11 protein-coding genes and 3 pseudogenes are annotated in these 17,988 nt (G+C 58.4%); 10 read left to right on the forward strand and 4 right to left on the reverse strand.

Going from position 1 to position 17,988, the window contains the following annotated elements:
- Positions 1-538: 538 nt before the first annotated feature.
- Complete coding sequence (locus FAZ95_RS07460; protein WP_137331868.1) at positions 539-1,105, reverse strand: hypothetical protein; 567 nt, start codon at positions 1,103-1,105, stop codon at positions 539-541.
- A gap of 522 nt (positions 1,106-1,627) precedes the next feature.
- Here FAZ95_RS07460 and FAZ95_RS07465 point away from each other — a divergent pair.
- The 4 genes from FAZ95_RS07465 (at position 1,628) to FAZ95_RS07480 (ending at position 7,549) form a co-directional block, all read left to right on the forward strand.
- Positions 1,628-2,740, forward strand: coding sequence for a hypothetical protein (locus FAZ95_RS07465; protein WP_137331869.1), 1,113 nt, complete (start codon positions 1,628-1,630; stop codon positions 2,738-2,740).
- Positions 2,733-6,245 carry a DUF4062 domain-containing protein gene (locus FAZ95_RS07470; RefSeq protein ID WP_137331870.1) on the forward strand — a complete coding sequence of 1,171 codons (3,513 nt, stop codon included), beginning with the start codon at positions 2,733-2,735 and terminating at the stop codon, positions 6,243-6,245. The genes FAZ95_RS07465 and FAZ95_RS07470 overlap by 8 nt, the downstream gene beginning before the upstream one ends.
- A 151-nt stretch (positions 6,246-6,396) precedes the next feature.
- Positions 6,397-6,714: a hypothetical protein gene (locus tag FAZ95_RS07475; RefSeq protein ID WP_137331871.1), complete on the forward strand. Its 318-nt coding sequence runs from the start codon at positions 6,397-6,399 to the stop codon at positions 6,712-6,714.
- Positions 6,715-6,721: 7 nt separating this feature from the next.
- Positions 6,722-7,549: a hypothetical protein gene (locus tag FAZ95_RS07480; RefSeq protein ID WP_137331872.1), complete on the forward strand. Its 828-nt coding sequence runs from the start codon at positions 6,722-6,724 to the stop codon at positions 7,547-7,549.
- Positions 7,550-7,673: 124 nt separating this feature from the next.
- Here FAZ95_RS07480 and FAZ95_RS07485 read toward each other — a convergent pair whose 3' ends face one another.
- Positions 7,674-9,482, reverse strand: coding sequence for a site-specific integrase (locus FAZ95_RS07485; protein ID WP_137331873.1), 1,809 nt, complete (start codon positions 9,480-9,482; stop codon positions 7,674-7,676).
- A 671-nt stretch (positions 9,483-10,153) separates the two neighbouring features.
- Between FAZ95_RS07485 and FAZ95_RS39955 the strand changes: the two are divergent.
- From FAZ95_RS39955 to ltrA, 5 genes and pseudogenes are all read left to right on the forward strand, one after another.
- Positions 10,154-10,628, forward strand: a pseudogene (locus FAZ95_RS39955) (site-specific integrase); the annotation flags it as partial.
- A 57-nt stretch (positions 10,629-10,685) separates the two neighbouring features.
- Positions 10,686-11,126, forward strand: coding sequence for an SET domain-containing protein (locus FAZ95_RS07495; protein WP_137331874.1), 441 nt, complete (start codon positions 10,686-10,688; stop codon positions 11,124-11,126).
- A gap of 127 nt (positions 11,127-11,253) precedes the next feature.
- Positions 11,254-11,400 carry a hypothetical protein gene (locus FAZ95_RS39230; protein ID WP_175425540.1) on the forward strand — a complete coding sequence of 49 codons (147 nt, stop codon included), beginning with the start codon at positions 11,254-11,256 and terminating at the stop codon, positions 11,398-11,400.
- 382 nt (positions 11,401-11,782) lie between these two features.
- The gene (locus FAZ95_RS07500) at positions 11,783-12,061 is read left to right on the forward strand and encodes an HU family DNA-binding protein (protein ID WP_137331875.1); all 279 of its coding nucleotides are present in this window, start codon (positions 11,783-11,785) and stop codon (positions 12,059-12,061) included.
- Positions 12,062-12,653: 592 nt separating this feature from the next.
- Entirely contained in the window at positions 12,654-14,351 is a 1,698-nt protein-coding gene (gene ltrA / locus FAZ95_RS07505) for a group II intron reverse transcriptase/maturase (RefSeq protein ID WP_137331876.1), read from the forward strand.
- 316 nt (positions 14,352-14,667) lie between these two features.
- Here the strand turns inward: ltrA and FAZ95_RS07510 are convergent.
- Positions 14,668-14,859 (reverse strand): annotated as a pseudogene (locus FAZ95_RS07510) (type VI secretion system baseplate subunit TssE); the annotation flags it as partial.
- Positions 14,860-14,961: 102 nt separating this feature from the next.
- On the opposite strand from FAZ95_RS07510, the pseudogene FAZ95_RS39960 reads away from it, so the two are divergent.
- Positions 14,962-15,205, forward strand: a pseudogene (locus tag FAZ95_RS39960) (IS110 family RNA-guided transposase); the annotation flags it as partial.
- A gap of 620 nt (positions 15,206-15,825) precedes the next feature.
- Here the strand turns inward: FAZ95_RS39960 and FAZ95_RS07520 are convergent.
- On the reverse strand, positions 15,826-17,862 hold the full coding sequence (locus tag FAZ95_RS07520) for an oxidoreductase (RefSeq protein ID WP_137331877.1): 2,037 nt from the start codon (positions 17,860-17,862) through the stop codon (positions 15,826-15,828).
- Between the last annotated feature and the right edge of the window lie 126 nt (positions 17,863-17,988).

The raw sequence follows: 17,988 nt of genomic DNA on the forward strand, positions 1-17,988 counted from the left end.
TGCTTTTCGAGGCCCTCGTCGCCTACGGCGAACGTCGAATCCCGTCTCTCAGGTTCTAGCACGGCCCTCGGAATGGCTAGAACTTTTTGATGGCGCCACGGTTTCGTGGCGCCATTTTTTTTGCTATCGGTGCACAACAAAGTCTGCTGGAACGTAAGGTTCGCCCTTCGTGTACAACAAAGTCTGCTGCTTTCCAAAAATCCGTTGCGCGTTGCACAATTTCGACGAGGTTCCAGCTATCCGTAATTTAGCTTCGATGGGCCGAGAGTGCGGGTTTGCTTCAATCGGGGACGAGTCGTTTCTGAACGCATGGAAGCCGGATGCGGTGATTGACGTGCACGGCGGCGTTCTCAACTTGTTCAGGCGTTTCACCCATACCGGCACATACTTTTGCCGCGGCCATGGAGCAACCAGACACCAGGCCGTCCTAGATGTGGGGAGTCGGTGCAAATCGATCCGCAGGCGAGTCGAGAAAGCCCTCCATCAACATGGGGACCGCATCACGCGCACACACCGAACTCATCACGATCCCGAGGATTTATTCTGCTCCACCCGATTTGCGGCTGCGCTTTCGAACGATGCGCGACGTGCCCGAACTCCTCGCAGGTTTTTCTGAAATTTTTGCAATGAAGGCGTCGATTGCGGAAGTTGCCGTTGACAGGAATGTTGAGGACGCTCCTCCAACGATGCCGGCTGCGGTAAGGAGTGCGTCGGTCGGGTTTGGACAATACGCAGCGGCCACGACGGAGAGTACGAAGCCAGATGGCACCCCCGACAACAGACGATTTCGCAAATAACTCACATGCTCCTTCGACGCGGGTTCTTTGCCCAAAAGTGTCAGGCCAAGGCGTTCATCGTCGCGAAGCTTGGATGCTACGAAAGCCAAGACCCCGATTGTTCCACCCAGTACGCCATTCGACGTTCCACGCCATGACAGAGGCAAAATATGTTTGAACAGGTCATATGCCGGTGTAGCGAGAAGGAAAGCGATCGCCATGGCAAAACCAGCCACTGATACCTGCAAGCGCCAACCTTCTAGCGCGTCAGGCGCGTGAGCAGTGGTCGTCTGAACGTCCGAATCGTGTTCGTTTGTGTCTTTTTGCACTAGTTCTCCCCAGATGGTGAATCGATGGGCTGACGCGACTAACGGTTGATTCGAGCGAAAACCGTACTCGGGGCTTGCAGAAACACCGACAGATCCTGATAGGTACCGGCTACCGGCCGGCGTGCGCGGCGCAACATGCTGTGTCTGTCCCGATGAGGAAATGGCTGCGATCTTTTCTTTTAGGGGTAGTCTCAGATCTCTCTGGGGATTATCGACGCAGCTCAATAAATCTTTAGCTATACCTACTCTCGGACAGCCGAATTGATTGATTACTCGTCGAGCTCCCCTCGCTGGACACTCATCGCGACCCGTCTCTAATTCTTTCATATCAGTGCATACCGGGCAGGCACTGGCACGATTTCCCGCGAGTCATTTGGTATGCTTGAAGCGCTGCCTTATCGTGACCCGAAAATGAAGTTTCGAAAAACCTGACGCAATTTGTTGCACGACCACGTTGGACACGTTAGTCCATCGAAAGCTTCCCATGCTCTGACAAACCAAGCGAAGAAGTGAGAACTGCAGATGGCCAAGGTCAATATGCGGAGAAAAAGAAGAGGTGCCGGGAATGATGCAAAGCTATTCTATAGGGGTATGGACTTAGGCGACCAACCACGCTTTGCTGCGCTGGCAAACACGGAATTTAGGGATGCTTTGGTCCGCGCGAATGTCATTGGCTGCGCATATGGTCTCGATTACATTGACGGATCGAGGCAGCAAGTGCCCGTCATATCCCTTGTAGGCACTAACCCGGAGGGACTTGTTGACGCATTTCATCAGTTTGAGCAGTGGGGGTGTATCGAAGACGGGGATGCCGTCGACATCTCAATCCTGCTCAAGAAGGACGGTACATATGACCTGTGGGTTGGTCCGGAAGTCCACAGACTCTTCTACAGAACGCTACCAAACGCAGGGCTACATCGATCACTCGCACTCAATGTTTCGTGGATCAAACGACTCGATTCGACCCACGAAATGGTGCGAGACCTGAAGAACTATTGCGCAACGGCGTTTCACCCCGTCAAATTCCTGGCTGCGACTTGCGACCCAGCAAGAACGACTCCTCAGGGCATGCGCACGGTTCAAGGGTGGAAGGGATTTGTGAAATTCGACCTGCGGGTTTTGGATGAGAATGATCACCCCGACGATCCGCGCTTTCAATTCGATGCGCCCGCGCGGAAGCGCGACATCCCCAACGAACCCGATATTTCACCCAGTGATTTGTCTAGATTGCGCGAGAGAACGCTGGATATTGCTTTCCCAGTGTCACGAGAGCGAGTGCGACGCTCGAATTTGCTTGCCAATGTACGTGCGATCACCGGATTCGATTTGGTGAAGGAAGTGCAGGTTGTTCAAGCCGTCATCAATCTGATGCTGAGTGACTATCTTCACAAAGGCGACCGTCATTACGGCAGGATCAAGGGGGATTGGAAGAGGAGTCTTTGGCAGGCGGTGATGAATCATGCTGAAAGGGCGGACGGCGAGACCCAGCTTTCCGACCAGATTCCTGAAGTTGTGGCCAAGCAAATTGAATTGGATGTTGAGTACGCGCTTGGAAGTCAGCACCTAACTATCCGAGACGTTCCGTTCAAAGAGCGCCAGATAATGTTCCTCTCGATGGGCTTCGTCGATGAATAAGCCGTGGAGGTACCAATCGACGCGCGACCAGTTGCGGATATTCGTCAGCTCGCGCATAGAGGAATGTCGACGAGAGCGCGAGGTCATCCGAGACGCGATACGTGAACTTCGACATCAACCTATCCTTTTCGAAGCGATCGGTTCCAGACCCTACCCGCCTCGCGATTTATATCTTTCACGTTTGAGCGATTCGGACGTTATGGTGGCGATTTACAGGTCAGGCTACGGCTATATCGACCTGGCCAACGATATGAAAATTTCCGGGCTAGAGGACGAATATCGATACGCACTCGAGGAAGGCATCGATACGGTCTACTACGTCTGGCGAAATAGGGAGGGACGAGAACCACGGCTGGCAGAACTTATCGACGAGATCGGGAACGGCCGGACGCTGGTTTTCTACGACGAGCCGGAACAGTTGGGTGAATTCGTCAAGCGGGACCTGACTGCAGTCATCACGTCGCGATTTTTGGCGGCAACTTCGCAGCGCGGAGTGCTAGAGGAAGGGGCGAGGCAGATTCTCGCCCGAGCTGCGACGCACTCGGCAACGATGGCCCCAAGGAACGAGATAAAGAAGAGGGTGCTAGATGCGCTTAATGACTCATACGTTGTATGTCTAAACGGGCCGCGAGGCGCGGGGAAGACAACGCTTGCAGCGCAAATCTCGGAAGATCTTGATGGTATTCTTTTGCGAGCGACGGGGCTCGCCCCAAAAGAGATATTCGCGCTATGTACGGTGCTCGTTAGTGGAGGAGATCGTGATCACGTGCCATCGTACTCCTCCCTTGAAGGGGCTCGGCTAGCGCTGGCGTCAGCCTGGGCAGAAGCTTCATCAGCGAAACTGGTCGTCGACGAGTGCGACTTTGTTGCGGAACTTCGGGCCGCCCTCGTGGATGGGGGGGGATTTGCGAGAGACAAAACTCTTTTATTTACCAGCGTGGGCACGTCTGGCGATAGCCCCAACATTGAAATTCCAGCGCTTACTGCGGAAGAAGTCGAACTCATAGTAGGAAATCAATTCGCGGAAACGCACGTGCGAACTTCGGAACAGTTCGCCGGAACTCCACTTGATGTCCAGAACGCGCTCGCATTTGCCGCAAGGAAACCTGGCGCACTGCTCCCCGCTGACGTGCGTGGATCAGCAGGCGAAGTGCTGCGCTATCTTGCACTTGCGCGGACATATGTAACGGCTGACGAAATTCTCCGTCTACGAGCCGATGTCGAATACTCCATTGACGCATTGACAGATGATATCCAGCAGTTCGGCCCCCTCGTTGAAGACACTGCCCGCGGATATCGGCTAATAGACGACTCAACGATCGAAGCGGTCATGGCGGAATTAATCGCGAGGCCGCAGCGTCATCGCTTCTTCGCGACGCGCTTGATACAACTGGCGGAAGACAAGGGCGCAATTCGTTTGGCATACGCTATAGCTTGCAAATTGAATGATGAGAGTGAGCGGAAGTATGTAGGTGGTGCCATTCGTGAATCCGTGCGGCTTGGTGACATGCAAAATGCGATAGCGTTGGTCGAGCAGTCGTTGAGTTGGGCTATCGACGAAGGCAGCAAGTCGGAGGTGCTTCACCATATGCTGTCTCTCGTCTATCCGTTGGAAGTGGTTGGTAACACAGTTCGTGCTGCAGCGATGCTTGATCAGGCATGCGAGTTTGCTCGAACTCTCGGAGAAGAGTCGTTGCTCCTCTGCGAGGAGGTGCGCGTCAGTGCGAACGCGCGTAGAGCGCTAAGTGCGGCTGACGTCGAGAAGCTTAAGCAAATAAGAACTCGATATGCGGAAAAAGGCAACCGTTTCGATGAGGCTAGAGTCGGTCTTGAACTATCCGCGCTATATGTTTCTTCAAAGAATTATGACGATGCTGTGCAAATCCTGCGCCCAACATTGGAGACGTTTATAAGCCTAGGCGACGATTACGGCGCCGACCTCGCCGAACGCAATCTCGCCTCTGCGCTATCCGAAACTGATGACGCGGAAGAAGAAGCCGAACGTCTGATTCAAAGAATCGCGGCTCGTACAAAGGCCGACCCTGAAGCGCGGCGTCAGCGCGCATGGCTTTGCAATGTTTTGACGCGTCGAATGCATAGCGCAAAGCGCTTTGATGAAGCAGAAAAGCTGGCTAGAGAAGCCATTTCGTTAGCGGAAGAACTCGGTGATGAGTCGCTGCGCGCGATAAACCTCGTTAATTTGGGCAATATCTTCAGAAGCAAGGCTGCGCCTGAGGATGCTATCGAGGCTTACGAAGCGGCCGCCTTGGCTGCTAGCAGATGTGACCGTCGAGATATACAAGGTGACGCATCAAGACTCGTCGCTCAAATCTACAACGACTTCGATGTTGTTGAAGGTGTCTCCGACCGTCGACATCGGGCTGAACTGTACGCCTTGTCTGCCGTAGCAATGCTTCGCGATTCCGTGTATCACGACGCGTTGGCGCGCGCCTACTGGGAACTCGCAGAGGCCCTCGAAGCTCTTGGGAAGATGGAGGACGCGGTCGCAGCGGTTTTCTCATCTGCGCACTCCTTTTGGCAAGACCGAGACTTCGACAACTTCGGTCGTGGGTTGCTCTATGCAACACGCATTGCGCTGCCCAATCATCGTGCCGCATACGTGCGGGGTTTGGCATTTGCCCTCGACCTTGATCCAAAGAAGTTGACCGAATCCCTACTGGAAGATTTTCTTCTGCTTGTTCCGCGAATCTTGTCAGTTGCGCCGAAGGCAGCATTGATTGGAATGCTGGGTATGCATCTTGAGTACGCGTATTCTCGGCTGTCACTTACGTTGCAGCGTGGCTTCGCGCAAGAGAGCGTAGAGAGGTTGAGGCAGTTCTCAGGTACGACGGAGGCGGGGAAAGAGCGATGGCGCGTGCTTTACGCGGGCATCGCGGTTGCGTCCGTGATGAAACAGAGCAAGCAACCCTATCTACATCACCGGCTCGCGGAATCAGTGGTGAACAATGTACCGGATATTTCGTTCCGTGAGGAAGGAGACGGGTCACGCGGCTGGACGGTTGTGGCGAATATGGGGAGGCGCATTACCCTCTCAGTGTCTCCTCTTGACGTTACGCCGGCGACAAGTCTCGCGTGCTTCGTGCTGGCCGTTTTTCTTAAGGCATTCGAAAACGAACTATATTCCGAGTTGATTGGATCGGGTACCGACGTCAACGAGCTACTTATACAGGTGGCTTCTATCGATGCTATGCCAACCGACATTCGAAAAGTTGCTGATGATGCGGTGTCGCTCGAAGAGATATTGTCCAGACAAGTTTGCGTCGCGAGTCGTCGGTTGGGCTTCGAAAAGAACGTCCCTACCTACGTATTCCTTGCGTCAGATTTCCTCGAGCAAGTCTCCGTTTTTGGCGAGGGCGGGCACGCCCTTGAGTTGCTCTTGGGATTGACGCTGACGGAGGTGGTATTTCAAATGCTTCGCGGCCAAGTAGAGATGGAAGCGATCAGTCCAAAGATTGTTTCGCTCTTGCGAAAGGCGCGACCATAGTCGAACCGGTTGAAAGTGCCACTGACCACTTCGTGCAAGCAGATCAACGACCGGCAACCTCATCGGGCAATAGGCCCACACGATGTCTGGCGCGTTCACTTTCAAGTACATCGGACAAAGAATCCACAGTGGACTTTGATGTGAAAGGGTGATGTGGGAGGTCTACCTGAAGCTCAACTTTTCGCCTAGTGACCGTCGAACCACTTTGTGTGCTACATCGCCTGTAAAGATCAAAGGGGGCGGTTCGGTCATGGCGAGCGCCTTTCTATTCCGTAATGCTGATGTCGATGATGTTGGGGTTGTGCCTTTCAATCTGCGCCGTTATGTGCGAGTCGCAGGTTTTAACGCGACGGGAAACGCTGCGCCAAGTGCCGCCGAACTCGGTGCAACGCAGGCGACGCAGTTGCCAGAAGAGAGAGGCCAGGCGCTCATTTGCATCAGCAATAAACCGGCCTATCGGACAGGGTAACTAACTTATGGAAAGAACCAGAACTCTCGTTGGCAACTTGCTCGGCGCTGCTGCAGTTGTCACAGGTCTGTGGATCGCGATCGCTGACCACGTCGCTGCCGCGACTGCCTGTCTGTCGGCAGGCATCTTGATCTTGCTGCTCGCGAATATCAACCACTTTGAGTTCATCAAGGGATTCGGTTTTGAGGCCAAGACTAAAAAATTGGACGAACAGATTGAGGAAGCCGACCGGCTTCTCGCGAAGTTGCGGCTGGCGAGCCAGTTGTTCGCTGACATCTCAGTTCAATTGATGGCCCGCGCGGGGCGGTGGGCTGGCCCAATTCCTAAGCCTGAAACCCAAGACCTTGTCACGCGGATTCAAGCACTTTTGGAGTCCCTCGACGTAAGGGGTGCCGACATCGATAAGAGCCTCGATCCGTTTCACCGGATCACACTTCGCGATCTGGCGACATCGTGTTTTAACGCATTTTTTGCTGAGCTGGACAGACATGTGGCGCTCGTCAACGATGCAATGGCACGGCGTGCGGCGGACGAACAAGCGCGGACGGGCGTGCCCATTGCATCCGACGATGAGCGACATCGTGCGCTTCAGGATGAGTGGAAGGTTATGCAGCAGTTCGCGCAAGCAACGCGGCAAGAGTTTGAAAACGCGGACCCATTTGCATTGGGCAGCCTGCTCGAACGTGCAGTTGCCGGCGTGCCCGGATGGAAAGACACGGACCGGCGAGCCTTCCTCGATGCAGTGAAGCCGATGCATGATGAGTTGAAATTCTACGCGAAGCACCGGCGGATTAATGATGTCGGCGCGTGGCTTGCTCGCGAGTACGGTCACTAGCTCTTGCTGCCCAGACGCCAGCCGACCTAGTCGAGCGAAGGACCGCAGTACCTTTACTGTGTTGAAAAACTCCCTTCTCCGCGCCGCAGGACCGGTGCGCGAAAAATTGGCCTCGCAGTTCGCTCTATACCCCGCTCGTGAGCATCGGTTTTCCGCTCACAGCTGTTCGACGAAATGCGGTGCCGAGCTGACGCGCACGCCGTGCATCGTTGCCATGGAGATACGTCGAGGTCGTCGCAATGGACGCATGGCGCAGGTTGTCGCGCACCGCGATCAGTTCAACACCTTGGTCTAGCGCATGCGTGGCGTGCGTATGGCGCAGCCAGTGCGGGCTCGCGTGCCGCAACTTCGCGGCCAACCCTGGATTGCGCGCTTCTGCACGGTCGGCGGCCTCCCGAAAAAACTCACCCAATACTTGCCGCAGCCGCGTCGCACAGATGCCGTCACCAGCGGGACTGTCCTGCGTGTCATACCGGACCGCCCGGCGCGCCGCGTCGAGCGCCCCCACCAGCGTCGTGGCTGGATGCCAGCGGGCGCGCGCGACCGGCAGGCCCCGTGCTTTCAAATAGCGGCGCAATGCCTCGCGGGCGAGCGGCGGCAGCGCCACGCGCCCGGGCTTCGCGCCCTTGCCGGTCACCTCGAGCCATAACGCGCCGCGCGCATCGGTCTGGATGTCGCCGAGCGTCGCGGCCACGAGTTCGTGCGCCCGCAGACCCGTCGCGTAGCCGAAATCGAGCACGAAGCGCAGCCGCTGCGCGGCGGAGTCGGTCCAGCCGACACGTTCGAGCCGCTCGGCGATCGTTCGGACGGTCTTCCACTCGCGTCCGGTTAAGGCCCGTCCTGAATCGAACGGCGTGCGCGGGGTGCCACCACGCACGGTGACGCCCGCAAACGGGTTGAGGACAACGTAGTGCTGGTTGACGAGCCACGCGAAGAGCGCGCGCAGTACCGCCAGTGCGTAGGCGGTCGAGCGGGCCGTGAGGCCCCGCACGAACGGCCGCCAGGCGGGTGAACTGCGGGGACACGGCGGCCCGATCCATCGCGCGGCGGGCGCCGGGCGCCGCAGGAAGGCGCGGTAGGCGATCGCGTCGTCGGTGGTGAGCGACGAGAGCGGCGTGCGGCGCTCGACGAGGCCCCACAAGAGCAGCCGCTCGGCCTCGCGCCGGTAGGCGCGCGCGGTGTGGGGCGCCTCGTGCAGCGCGAGCCACGCTTCGATCGCCTCGACATCGTTCGTGGCGGCCAGGCCACACGTGTCGGCGGGCGCGCGGAAGCGCCCCCGCGAACCGTCGAGCGCGGTCGGCAGCGACTGGAGGGACCAGGGTCCAAGCAGCGCGCCTTCGGCGCGGTTGAGAGCAACGAGCTGCTCGGCGCGGCGGGTGAGGTCGGGGTGCGCCATCAGGAACGCCTCGACGGCGTGCGCACCGGTGACCCCGAGCCCGGGTATCGGCTGCCACCAGCGCCGCCGTCGCTGGATGAACAACGTCAGCTCCACGAGCGTGCCGACGCCGGTGGTGGCGAGCGCGCGCGTCGCGCGTGGCGTGAGCCACCGGCCGACGGTATCAGCGGGCCGCGGTGTCGGGATTGGGGTCGCGCGCAGCGCATCGAGCGCCGTGACGACTTGTGCGGCGGTCCGGGTGCGGTCGGCGGCTGGGTGAGTGAAGAGCGGGACGAGATCGTCGCGCTGACGGGCGGTGGCGCACACGACTATCTGGCGGCGGATGCGGGCGATTACGCCGCGCGAGGACTGGCCGTCGCTGCGGGCGTGGCCGAGGTAGCGCGTGACGGCGGCGCGCGCGGTGAGCCCTTCGTGCCAGGCGCGCAGCGCGGCGAGCGAGGCCAGGTTGGGGAGGTCGGGCAGGGCAGCAGCCGTTCGGGCGGAAGGTCGGTTCCCCGGCCCGGCGACCGGGTGGACGGGGACAGAGGCAGGGTTCATGCAACCAGTTTAGGTCGCGCGGAAGACGCTTGCGATAGGAGGATTTATCGCAAACGACGTTTTTGCATATGCGTGTCGCATAGCACTTAGGAGGACGAATAGGCTGCCAGGCAGGTGACCTGCCACATTGCGCTGTTGTTGGCGTGGGTGTCGGGCCCACGATGCGAGCGACTGAATCGGATGGAGCGGCCTCTGCGCCGGCAGACTGGAGCGATTGGGGTTACGTAGGGGGCGTTACTCAAGAGAGCATGCCGGGATCGAGCGGAAAGCGCTGGCCGAGCAGCTCGGCGCGACCGACGAAAGGCGGCGGGGGATTGGTCGACCGTAAGATGGCCGTCGTGCGAGCGGATTCCCGCGGAATGGGGGCGTTCTGAACGAACTGACCCTTCAAACAATTAATTGCAATGCTGAGAATAACCGTTATCAGGATGGAACCGCGCAAAAGAAAACGCCCGCGTTCTCGTCGGAGGCGTTTCCGTGGCCCCGCTACCGCGTCCCATGGGGAGATTTCGAGCCCCGTGCTGTTATCAGGACCGGCTTCCGCGCGGCTTCCCTCAAGTATAGGGGGGGAGCGCATGGTGGAGTAATCCAAGTTTGCCATTCGACGGCAACGCGGCGAGCCAGATTGGGCGCCGTAGCGCGCAACAAATCTGTCACTACCGCTGCCTCGCGACACCTGGATCGAGGTCGTGGGAAAAGGCGGCAAGGCGGGCAAGGTAGCGCTGCCGGTGTTCGCCCGCGTGGCGCTCGATTGCTACCTGGTCGAACGTGGGCTACCGGTCACACCGATTCGCCGGTACCCCGAGACGCCGTTGATCCCGAATCTCGACGAAGATGGCGCCACGGCGATTACCTGCGTGCGGCTCTTAAACGTGGTCAAGCGTCTTTTTCGGCTGACGGCAAACCAGACCACTGTCAATCATCCGCCGTTTGCGGACAAACTGCGTCGCACGAGCCCATACTGCACGCGGCGTGGAACTCACGACGGTGCAGAACAACCTCCGTCACGCATCCATTTGTACAACCTCGATCTACTTGCACAGCGACAACGTGAAGCGGGGGCGACAAAACGGAGGCGTTTGCCGCGCACTAGCGGCAACCAGTTGTATCGGCCGAGCGACGGTTGGAAACATGCATTCGGGTTAGAGACACGCACGACTCACGTTGTATGCTTGGCAAAGTTATTCGAGGGGGTCCATCATCGTGCGGCGCGTAGTCGTCCGGCGGTCGCCGGTTCATGGCAAAGGGGTATTTGCGTTACGTCAACTCGCAGCGGGCGAGCGTGTGCTTGAATACGCGGGGGAAGTGACAAGCTGGCGCAAGGCGGCTGGCCGGCTGAGGCGCAACGGCATGGTCGGACATACCTTTGTCTTCGGGTTGTCGGACGGCCGCGTCATCGACGGCAGTCGCGGCGGCAACAGTGCGCGCTGGCTGAACCACGCGTGTGTGGCGAACTGTGAGGCGATCGAAGAGGATGGGCGGGTGTTCATCGAGACCCTGACCGATATCGATGCGGGTGCGGAACTCTTCATTCGCTATGGCCTGACCGTGGACGGTGCGATCACTGACGAGATCCGCGCGCAATACAGCTGCTATTGCGGAGCCAGCATCTGCACGCGGACCATGCTGGACGACGCGGCGTGATGTCTACGGCGAACCTGGGGCCTTCCCTGCCGTTGCTCAACTGACTACCGTTGGGTCAACAGCATCGGTTGCGATTCACCGTGTTCGGATCAGTCACGATGTGACATTTCATTTTCTCGTTTTGCTCATGCCCCAGCACATCATCGTAGAGAAGACTCGCAAACGCCGCGTGCCGAACGCGCCCATCGTGGCAGGCCGGCTGTGCGTTCCGGTTGTGATCGTCATCCTCGCGGTGCTTGCTTCGCTGGCGGTGCTTTTGAGGCACTACCGCTGACGGTAGCAGGCCCGGAGGCGGGGTCTCGTCAACTTCTAGGAAAGACTCCGGAACGTCAAGCTTCTGTAGGTCGCTCTCGGCAAGGTACATCCTCCGATAGACATGATTAATTGGCCTGCCCTGTCCGCCCATTAAACGCAACGGTGATAGTACAAGCTATCACCGTTGCATAGGGTGCGAGCCTGTATAAGGGAATCGCGAAATGGTGCATTAGGACTGCCGTGCGGGCGTTCTTTGGGGAGGTCGATTCCTGTCGGTCAGGAATCGGCCGCCCGGTTGCCGCGTGGCCGGCATCCCTGGCACGCACGTGTTTGCTCCGTATTTGCCTGTCACGCCTGCGATGCGGTAGGGTGCAGGTTTTCCTCACTGAACACAAATATCCATGAACAAACAGGAACTCATCGACGCGGTCGCAGCGGACGTTGGCGAGAGCAAGGCCGCGACCGGCGAAACGATCCAAGCCGTGCTGGCCGTCATCACTCGCGCGGTGACGGAGGGCGAGACCGTGCAACTGGTTGGCTTCGGGTCGTTCTCGCAGGGGCAACGCGCTGCACGCACCGCCCGCAATCCGTTGACAGGTGGCGAAATGCAGATTGCGGCGGCGAAAACGGTCAAGTTCACGGCAGGCAAGGCGTTTAAGTTGCGACTTGAGGTCGCGTAGTTCGTTGTTTTATCGCCGAAGTCTGGCGACAGAAAACCGGGCATTCCGTTGCCCGTAGCCTACCGGTGCATGCGAGATTGGTAACGATCTGGTGTGAAGCCACCGGGACAAAGTAACCCGGCGAAAGCCACGCTTGAGTCGTGAGGCTGATGCGCGTCTGCTAGTGCCAATGCGGATGGGGTGCAAGGCTGGATGGCATGGTTAACACACGTGAACTGTCGCTAAACGTCGTCACTTTGAAGGGCCAAAGGTACTGATAGGCCCCGCCCAACACGGGAAGTAGTGGGACTGCTCTCTCTTGAATGGGGCAGCACGGACACCAGCACTACCGGCGGACAGACAGAACCTAAACCATTCGTGCGAACCACGCGGAACAAGGAAACCCCGTATCGCCGCCCATTGGGCAGGTTAACCGTAAGGAAAGCTGTTGGTGATGCGGGCATGGGAGTGCAGAGAAAGCGAACGCTGTCCTGTAACCGGACGGATAGGGGTTGAGTCGCGAGGCAACATCATCCCACGCGAAAGCGGGCAGACTTCTGCATGGTCTTTCGTCACGAGAGAGCTTGAGTAACCGTCAAAGGAGGAGATGCAGATGACTGGGCAGAAGTTCGGCACAGGTGCGTCCTCCGATCTAGCCATTCACTGGCACGGCATTGATTGGGCCAGATGTTATCGCGAGGTCCGACGGCTGCAGGCGCGTATTGTGAAGGCTACACAGGACGGCAAGCGCGGGAAGGTGAAAGCCTTACAGTGGTTGCTGACCCACTCGTTCAGCGGCAAGGCACTCGCCGTCAGACGGGTGACTGAGAATCAGGGAAAACGGACGCCGGGCGTGGACGGCATCACATGGTCCACACCGAAGTCCAGACTCGAAGCAGTGTCGTCACTCAAACGGCGTGGCTACCAGCCGCGTCCGCTGAGACGGATATATATCCCAAAGGCCGATGGGACAAAAATGCGGCCGCTAGGAATTCCATGCATGGTCGACAGGGCGCAGCAGGCGCTATATCTGCTTGCCCTGGAGCCCGTTGCGGAGACCGAGGCTGACCCGAATTCCTATGGATTCCGCGTCAGCCGATCCGCCGCCGATGCAATCGAGCAGTGCTTCATAGCGCTGGGCCGCCCCGAGTGCGCGCGGTGGATTCTGGAGGCCGATATCCGTAGCTGCTTTGACGAAATTTCGCACGACTGGCTGGTCGCCCACATCCCCATGGACAAAGCGATTCTGCTGAGGTGGCTGAAGGCTGGCTACCTTCACAACCATGTCTTTCACGCAACGGAAGCGGGTACCCCACAAGGGGGCATTATCTCGCCGACGTTAATGAATATGACTTTGGATGGACTCGAACGGATGCTGCTATCGAAGTTCCGCAAGCACGTTCGCGATGCGTCCAAGGTCAATCTCATTCGGTATGCAGACGACTTTATCATCACCGGTGCAACGAAAGACGTGCTGGTCAATGAAGTTCGTCCGATGGTCGAGCAGTTTCTGGCGCAACGTGGCTTGTCACTATCGCCGGGGAAGACCCGGATCACGCATATCGACGAGGGATTCAACTTCCTCGGCATGAATGTTCGCAAGTATGGTGGCAAGCTGTTGATCAAGCCTGCCAGAAAGAGCATTCAGCGCTTCCTGCGCAAGCTGCGGGGAGTCGTGAAAGGCAGCGCGGCGCTACGACAGGATCTACTGATACGTGTGCTCAATCCACTGATTCGCGGATGGGCGAACTATCATAGTCATGTTGTGGCGAAACAGATCTTCAGCGCAGTTGGTCACGCGATCTGGCAGTGTCTATGGCGCTGGGCGCGGCGTCGGCATCCGAACAAAGGCGCACGCTGGGTACAACGGAAATATTTCTGGACCGTTGGTGCACAGCGCTGGGTTTTTGGAACGACCACCGGCAAAACGCTCAGCACGGGAAAGCCTGAACTCCTGACGCTATACGATATTGCCAGCACGCCGATCCGGCGGCACCGGAAAATCCAGGCTGTCGCTAACCCGTTCGACCCGCAGTGGGAAAGCTATTTTGAAGCTCGACTTGGCAACATAATGGCGGACTCCCTCAAAGGCCGGACGCGGCTGATCCGGTTGTGGCTCGCACAGGACCGGGCCTGTCCAGTTTGCTGTCAGATGATTACGAAATCCAGTGGGTGGCGTTTGTTCCACGAGATTCGTAAAATCGACGGTGGCACGGATGCGGTCGGTAACCTGAAGATGCTACATCCGGACTGCCATCGGAACGCGCGTGCTCTCAGACACTCAGTTGTGGAACCGGCTTATTCCTTATAGGTTTTGAAAGGCTTGAGCGGAGTGCGGGGAAACTTGCACGCTCCGTTCTGAGGGGGCGGCGGCGCAGCAATGCGCCGCTGCTACCCGGCGATGCGGTGAACGCGTCATGACGAAGCAGGTGAAGTCGTGCGACTGCACCGCGCTTCACCAAGGAGTGCCGCGTGGTCGAGCCGGTAGATAGCGTCAAATGGAACCATCAATGTCAGGAACTGATTTCGGGCGGGTGATCAGCGCCGAGTCGAACGGCGTGCTTTCCCTCCCGGGGGCGTGCAGTCAGCTCGCTTCGCTCATTGTCGGCTCGGCGCGCATGTACGCACTCCACCAGCATATGACCGGGCGGCTCGAAATATGTCCCGAAACGAACGAGTCCCGCCTTTTTCAGGTGACAGCTCATCCAGAAGCTGACCAGCAGGCCGGGGTCCGGGCTGTCGTCGATATCGACATCAATTGTTCGGGTACGCGGTTCGAACTTGAGCAGCGTTGCCTCCATCTGGTTCCTGAGGTCGTGAACTACTTACGCTCATCTTCTCAACACGTACCTGCCATCCTTATGAATGACTTTTCCTCGGTCGCTCACCACCACGCCTTTTGAACGCTGCAGCGTCGAATGATTAGCAAAGCCGGCAACCGACGAGCGTGCACGACGCTCGTCGAGCTGGCCTGGCGCTGGTTACGCCTGCAGCCCGACAGCCCCCTGACTCAGTGGTTCAATCGACGCTTTGCGGGCAACGGCAAACGCATGCGACGTGTGGGCATCGTCGCGTTGGCACGGCGTACTCGCCATCGCACTATGGCGCTATCTCGAGCACGGTGAGATTCCAGCCGGGGCCTCGCTCAAGCCCGATGCCCCCTGACGTTCTGCAACGGTATCGTTTGCATAGCCTGGCAAGGCACACATCATGATCAAAGGTCGACGCGCCCGAAACGCGTACGGGTCACCACACCGTGACCGCTCAGAAAGATGGGGCGCGCCCACAACTGGGGATTGTCAGTGCGCCTTGCGCGCATGCTGCATGAGGTGCGGGACCTCCACGTCCTGCACGGAAGAAGTCCGTTCCGGCACTGGCTGGAAAGCTCGTCACACCCCGACCTTGGATCAAGATCAACTGGCTAATGCGGGCAAGGCCGCTTCGTGTCGTTAAAGGCGTAAAGGTGTCGCCATGAAATCCGATCCGCTTACATGGCCATTGACGGCTTGACAAACAAGTCCTCATAGAAGCAGCCGTTCGACTGGCGGAGGTGAACAATCCTTCATCGGCCGCTTCAACCGTTCTGGCCTCAGATCGCGGAGACTGCTTACTGGGAACAGCGGACATGCAACACGGAACATCGCCAAGCATCCGGAAGGGCGGCTCACGTCCCCGCCGTTGCCATAGCGACATTCGCCCGCCACGCGCCACGCAGCCCAATTCAGTCTGGGTCTCGGACTTGGCCTATCACCAGTTGGCTGATGGCTGGAGTCGGAAGGAGAAACTCAAATGTCCTTCATCAATCGGAGCGCGTCATGAATGGCGGCGTGCGTATTTCGTGCAGATACAGCGTCGCCGATCCGGAAGAGCGAAAATCGACCATTCGGATTTCGATCGACGGCCTGCGGCTTTCCGGCGATGAGATCGTCGTAGTCGACTGCACCGAGGTTTCGAGATTGCGGCTTTAGCTCGAAATAAAGCTCGTCAGACGGCACGGTTCCGTTATTGACGACGACTTGATCATATTGTCGCTCTTTGTGGATCTCGACATAGTCGCTGCCGATGACGGCAACGAATCCATTGCCCTGGCGGCGCACGGCCTCAAGCGTATACGCGACCGTGAATCTGACATTCAGCTTCTGCAGCGAACGCATGTACGGCACCAGATTCATACTCATCACTTCCGGTGAAAACGTGCGATCGCGTGTCATGATCTCGACTTGACCGCCGGCACCTGCGATCGTTTCCGCCGCTTGCAGCGCGGCGTGGTCGCCGGCATCGTCGTAAATCAAGACGTTCATCCCGGGTTTGACCTCACCGGAAATGATCTCCCACGTCGACACCAGGTGTTCATTGCCTTCGCGCAGCACGTCGACATGCGACACGCCGCCGGTCGCTATCACGACGACGTCCGGATTCTCGCGTTTGACGATGTCCGCATCCGCCCACGTTTGAAACGAGAAACGCACGCCCAGCTTCTCGCACTGCGACATGCGCCAGTCGATGATGCCCATCATCTCCTTGCGGCGCGGGTTGCGCGCCGTCAGGCGGATCTGGCCGCCCGGCGCATGCATAGCTTCGAACACGACGACGTCGTGACCTCGTTCACCGGCCACCCGCGCGGCTTCGAGCCCCGCGGGCCCTGCACCGACGATCACGACTTTGTGCTTCTCGGTCGCGGGCGCGATCGAATGGGGCATCGTCAACTCGCGGCCAGTCGCCGCGTTGTGGATGCAAAACGCGGCGCCGCCTTGATAGATCCGGTCGATGCAATAGTTCGCGCCGACACACGGCCGGATCTCGTGCTCCCGTCTCTCGATGATCTTGCGCACGATGTGCGGGTCAGTCATATGAGCGCGGGTCATACCGACCATGTCGACTTTACCGGACTCGATCGCATAGCGCGCCGTCGCCACGTCCTGAATCCGGGCGGCATGGAAAGTCGGGAAATCCGTCGCGTGCCTGATCTCGCCGGCAAAATCCAAGTGGGGGGCGCTCTTCATGCCCATGATTGGGATGATGTCGGTCAAGCCCGCGTCGGTCTCGAGATGTCCGCGAATTACATTGAGAAAATCGACGAGCCCGCTTTCCTTCAGTCGCCTTGAAATTTCGATGCCTTCATCCCGCGTGATGCCGCCCGCGATGATTTCATCGGCTGTATAGCGGATTCCAACCACGAATGCATCGCCGACTCGTTGCCGGATCGCGCGCAACACGTCGAACGTAAAGCGCAGGCGGTTATCGAGCGAGCCTCCGTAAGGTGCATCCAGCGCGTTGGTGAGCGGCGACCAGAATTGGTCCATCAGGTGTCCGTACGCTTCGAGCTCCAGCCCGTCGAGTCCGGCCGCCTTCACGCGCTCTGCAGCGTCCGCGTAGTCTTTGACGATGCGCTCGATGTCCCAGTCTTCCGCCTTCTTCGGAAACGCCCGATGTGCCGGTTCGCGACGGTGAGAAGGCGACACGGCCGGCAACCATTCACCTTTGTCCCACCGTGTACGACGTCCGAGGTGAGTCAACTGGATCATCACCTTGGCGCCATGCTCGTGACATGCGTCCGACAGATCCCGCATCCATGGTACGACTTCGTCCTTGTAGATCAGGATGTTGTTGAAAACCGGCGGGCTGTCCTTCGAGATTGAGGCCGATCCGGCGGTCATTGTCAGTGCGATGCCGGCCTTGGCCCGCTCGACGTGATACGCGCGGTAGCGCTCCTTTGGCATGCCGTCTTCCGCATAGGCCGGCTCGTGTGCCGTAGTCATGATGCGATTGCGGAACGTCAGATGTTTGAGCGTGTACGGCTGCAGAAGTGCATCGCTGGGCATGGGATCTCCAAAGCGGTTGGGTCGTTGCGTGGCCTAATCGTGCAATCAAGACTACGATTCGTGTACACTACTGTCAAGTACATGGACATAAGTGTACACACGACACATGCCCGGCCGGGCGAAATC

Source organism: Trinickia violacea, from assembly GCF_005280735.1.
Taxonomy (GTDB): domain Bacteria; phylum Pseudomonadota; class Gammaproteobacteria; order Burkholderiales; family Burkholderiaceae; genus Trinickia_A; species Trinickia_A violacea.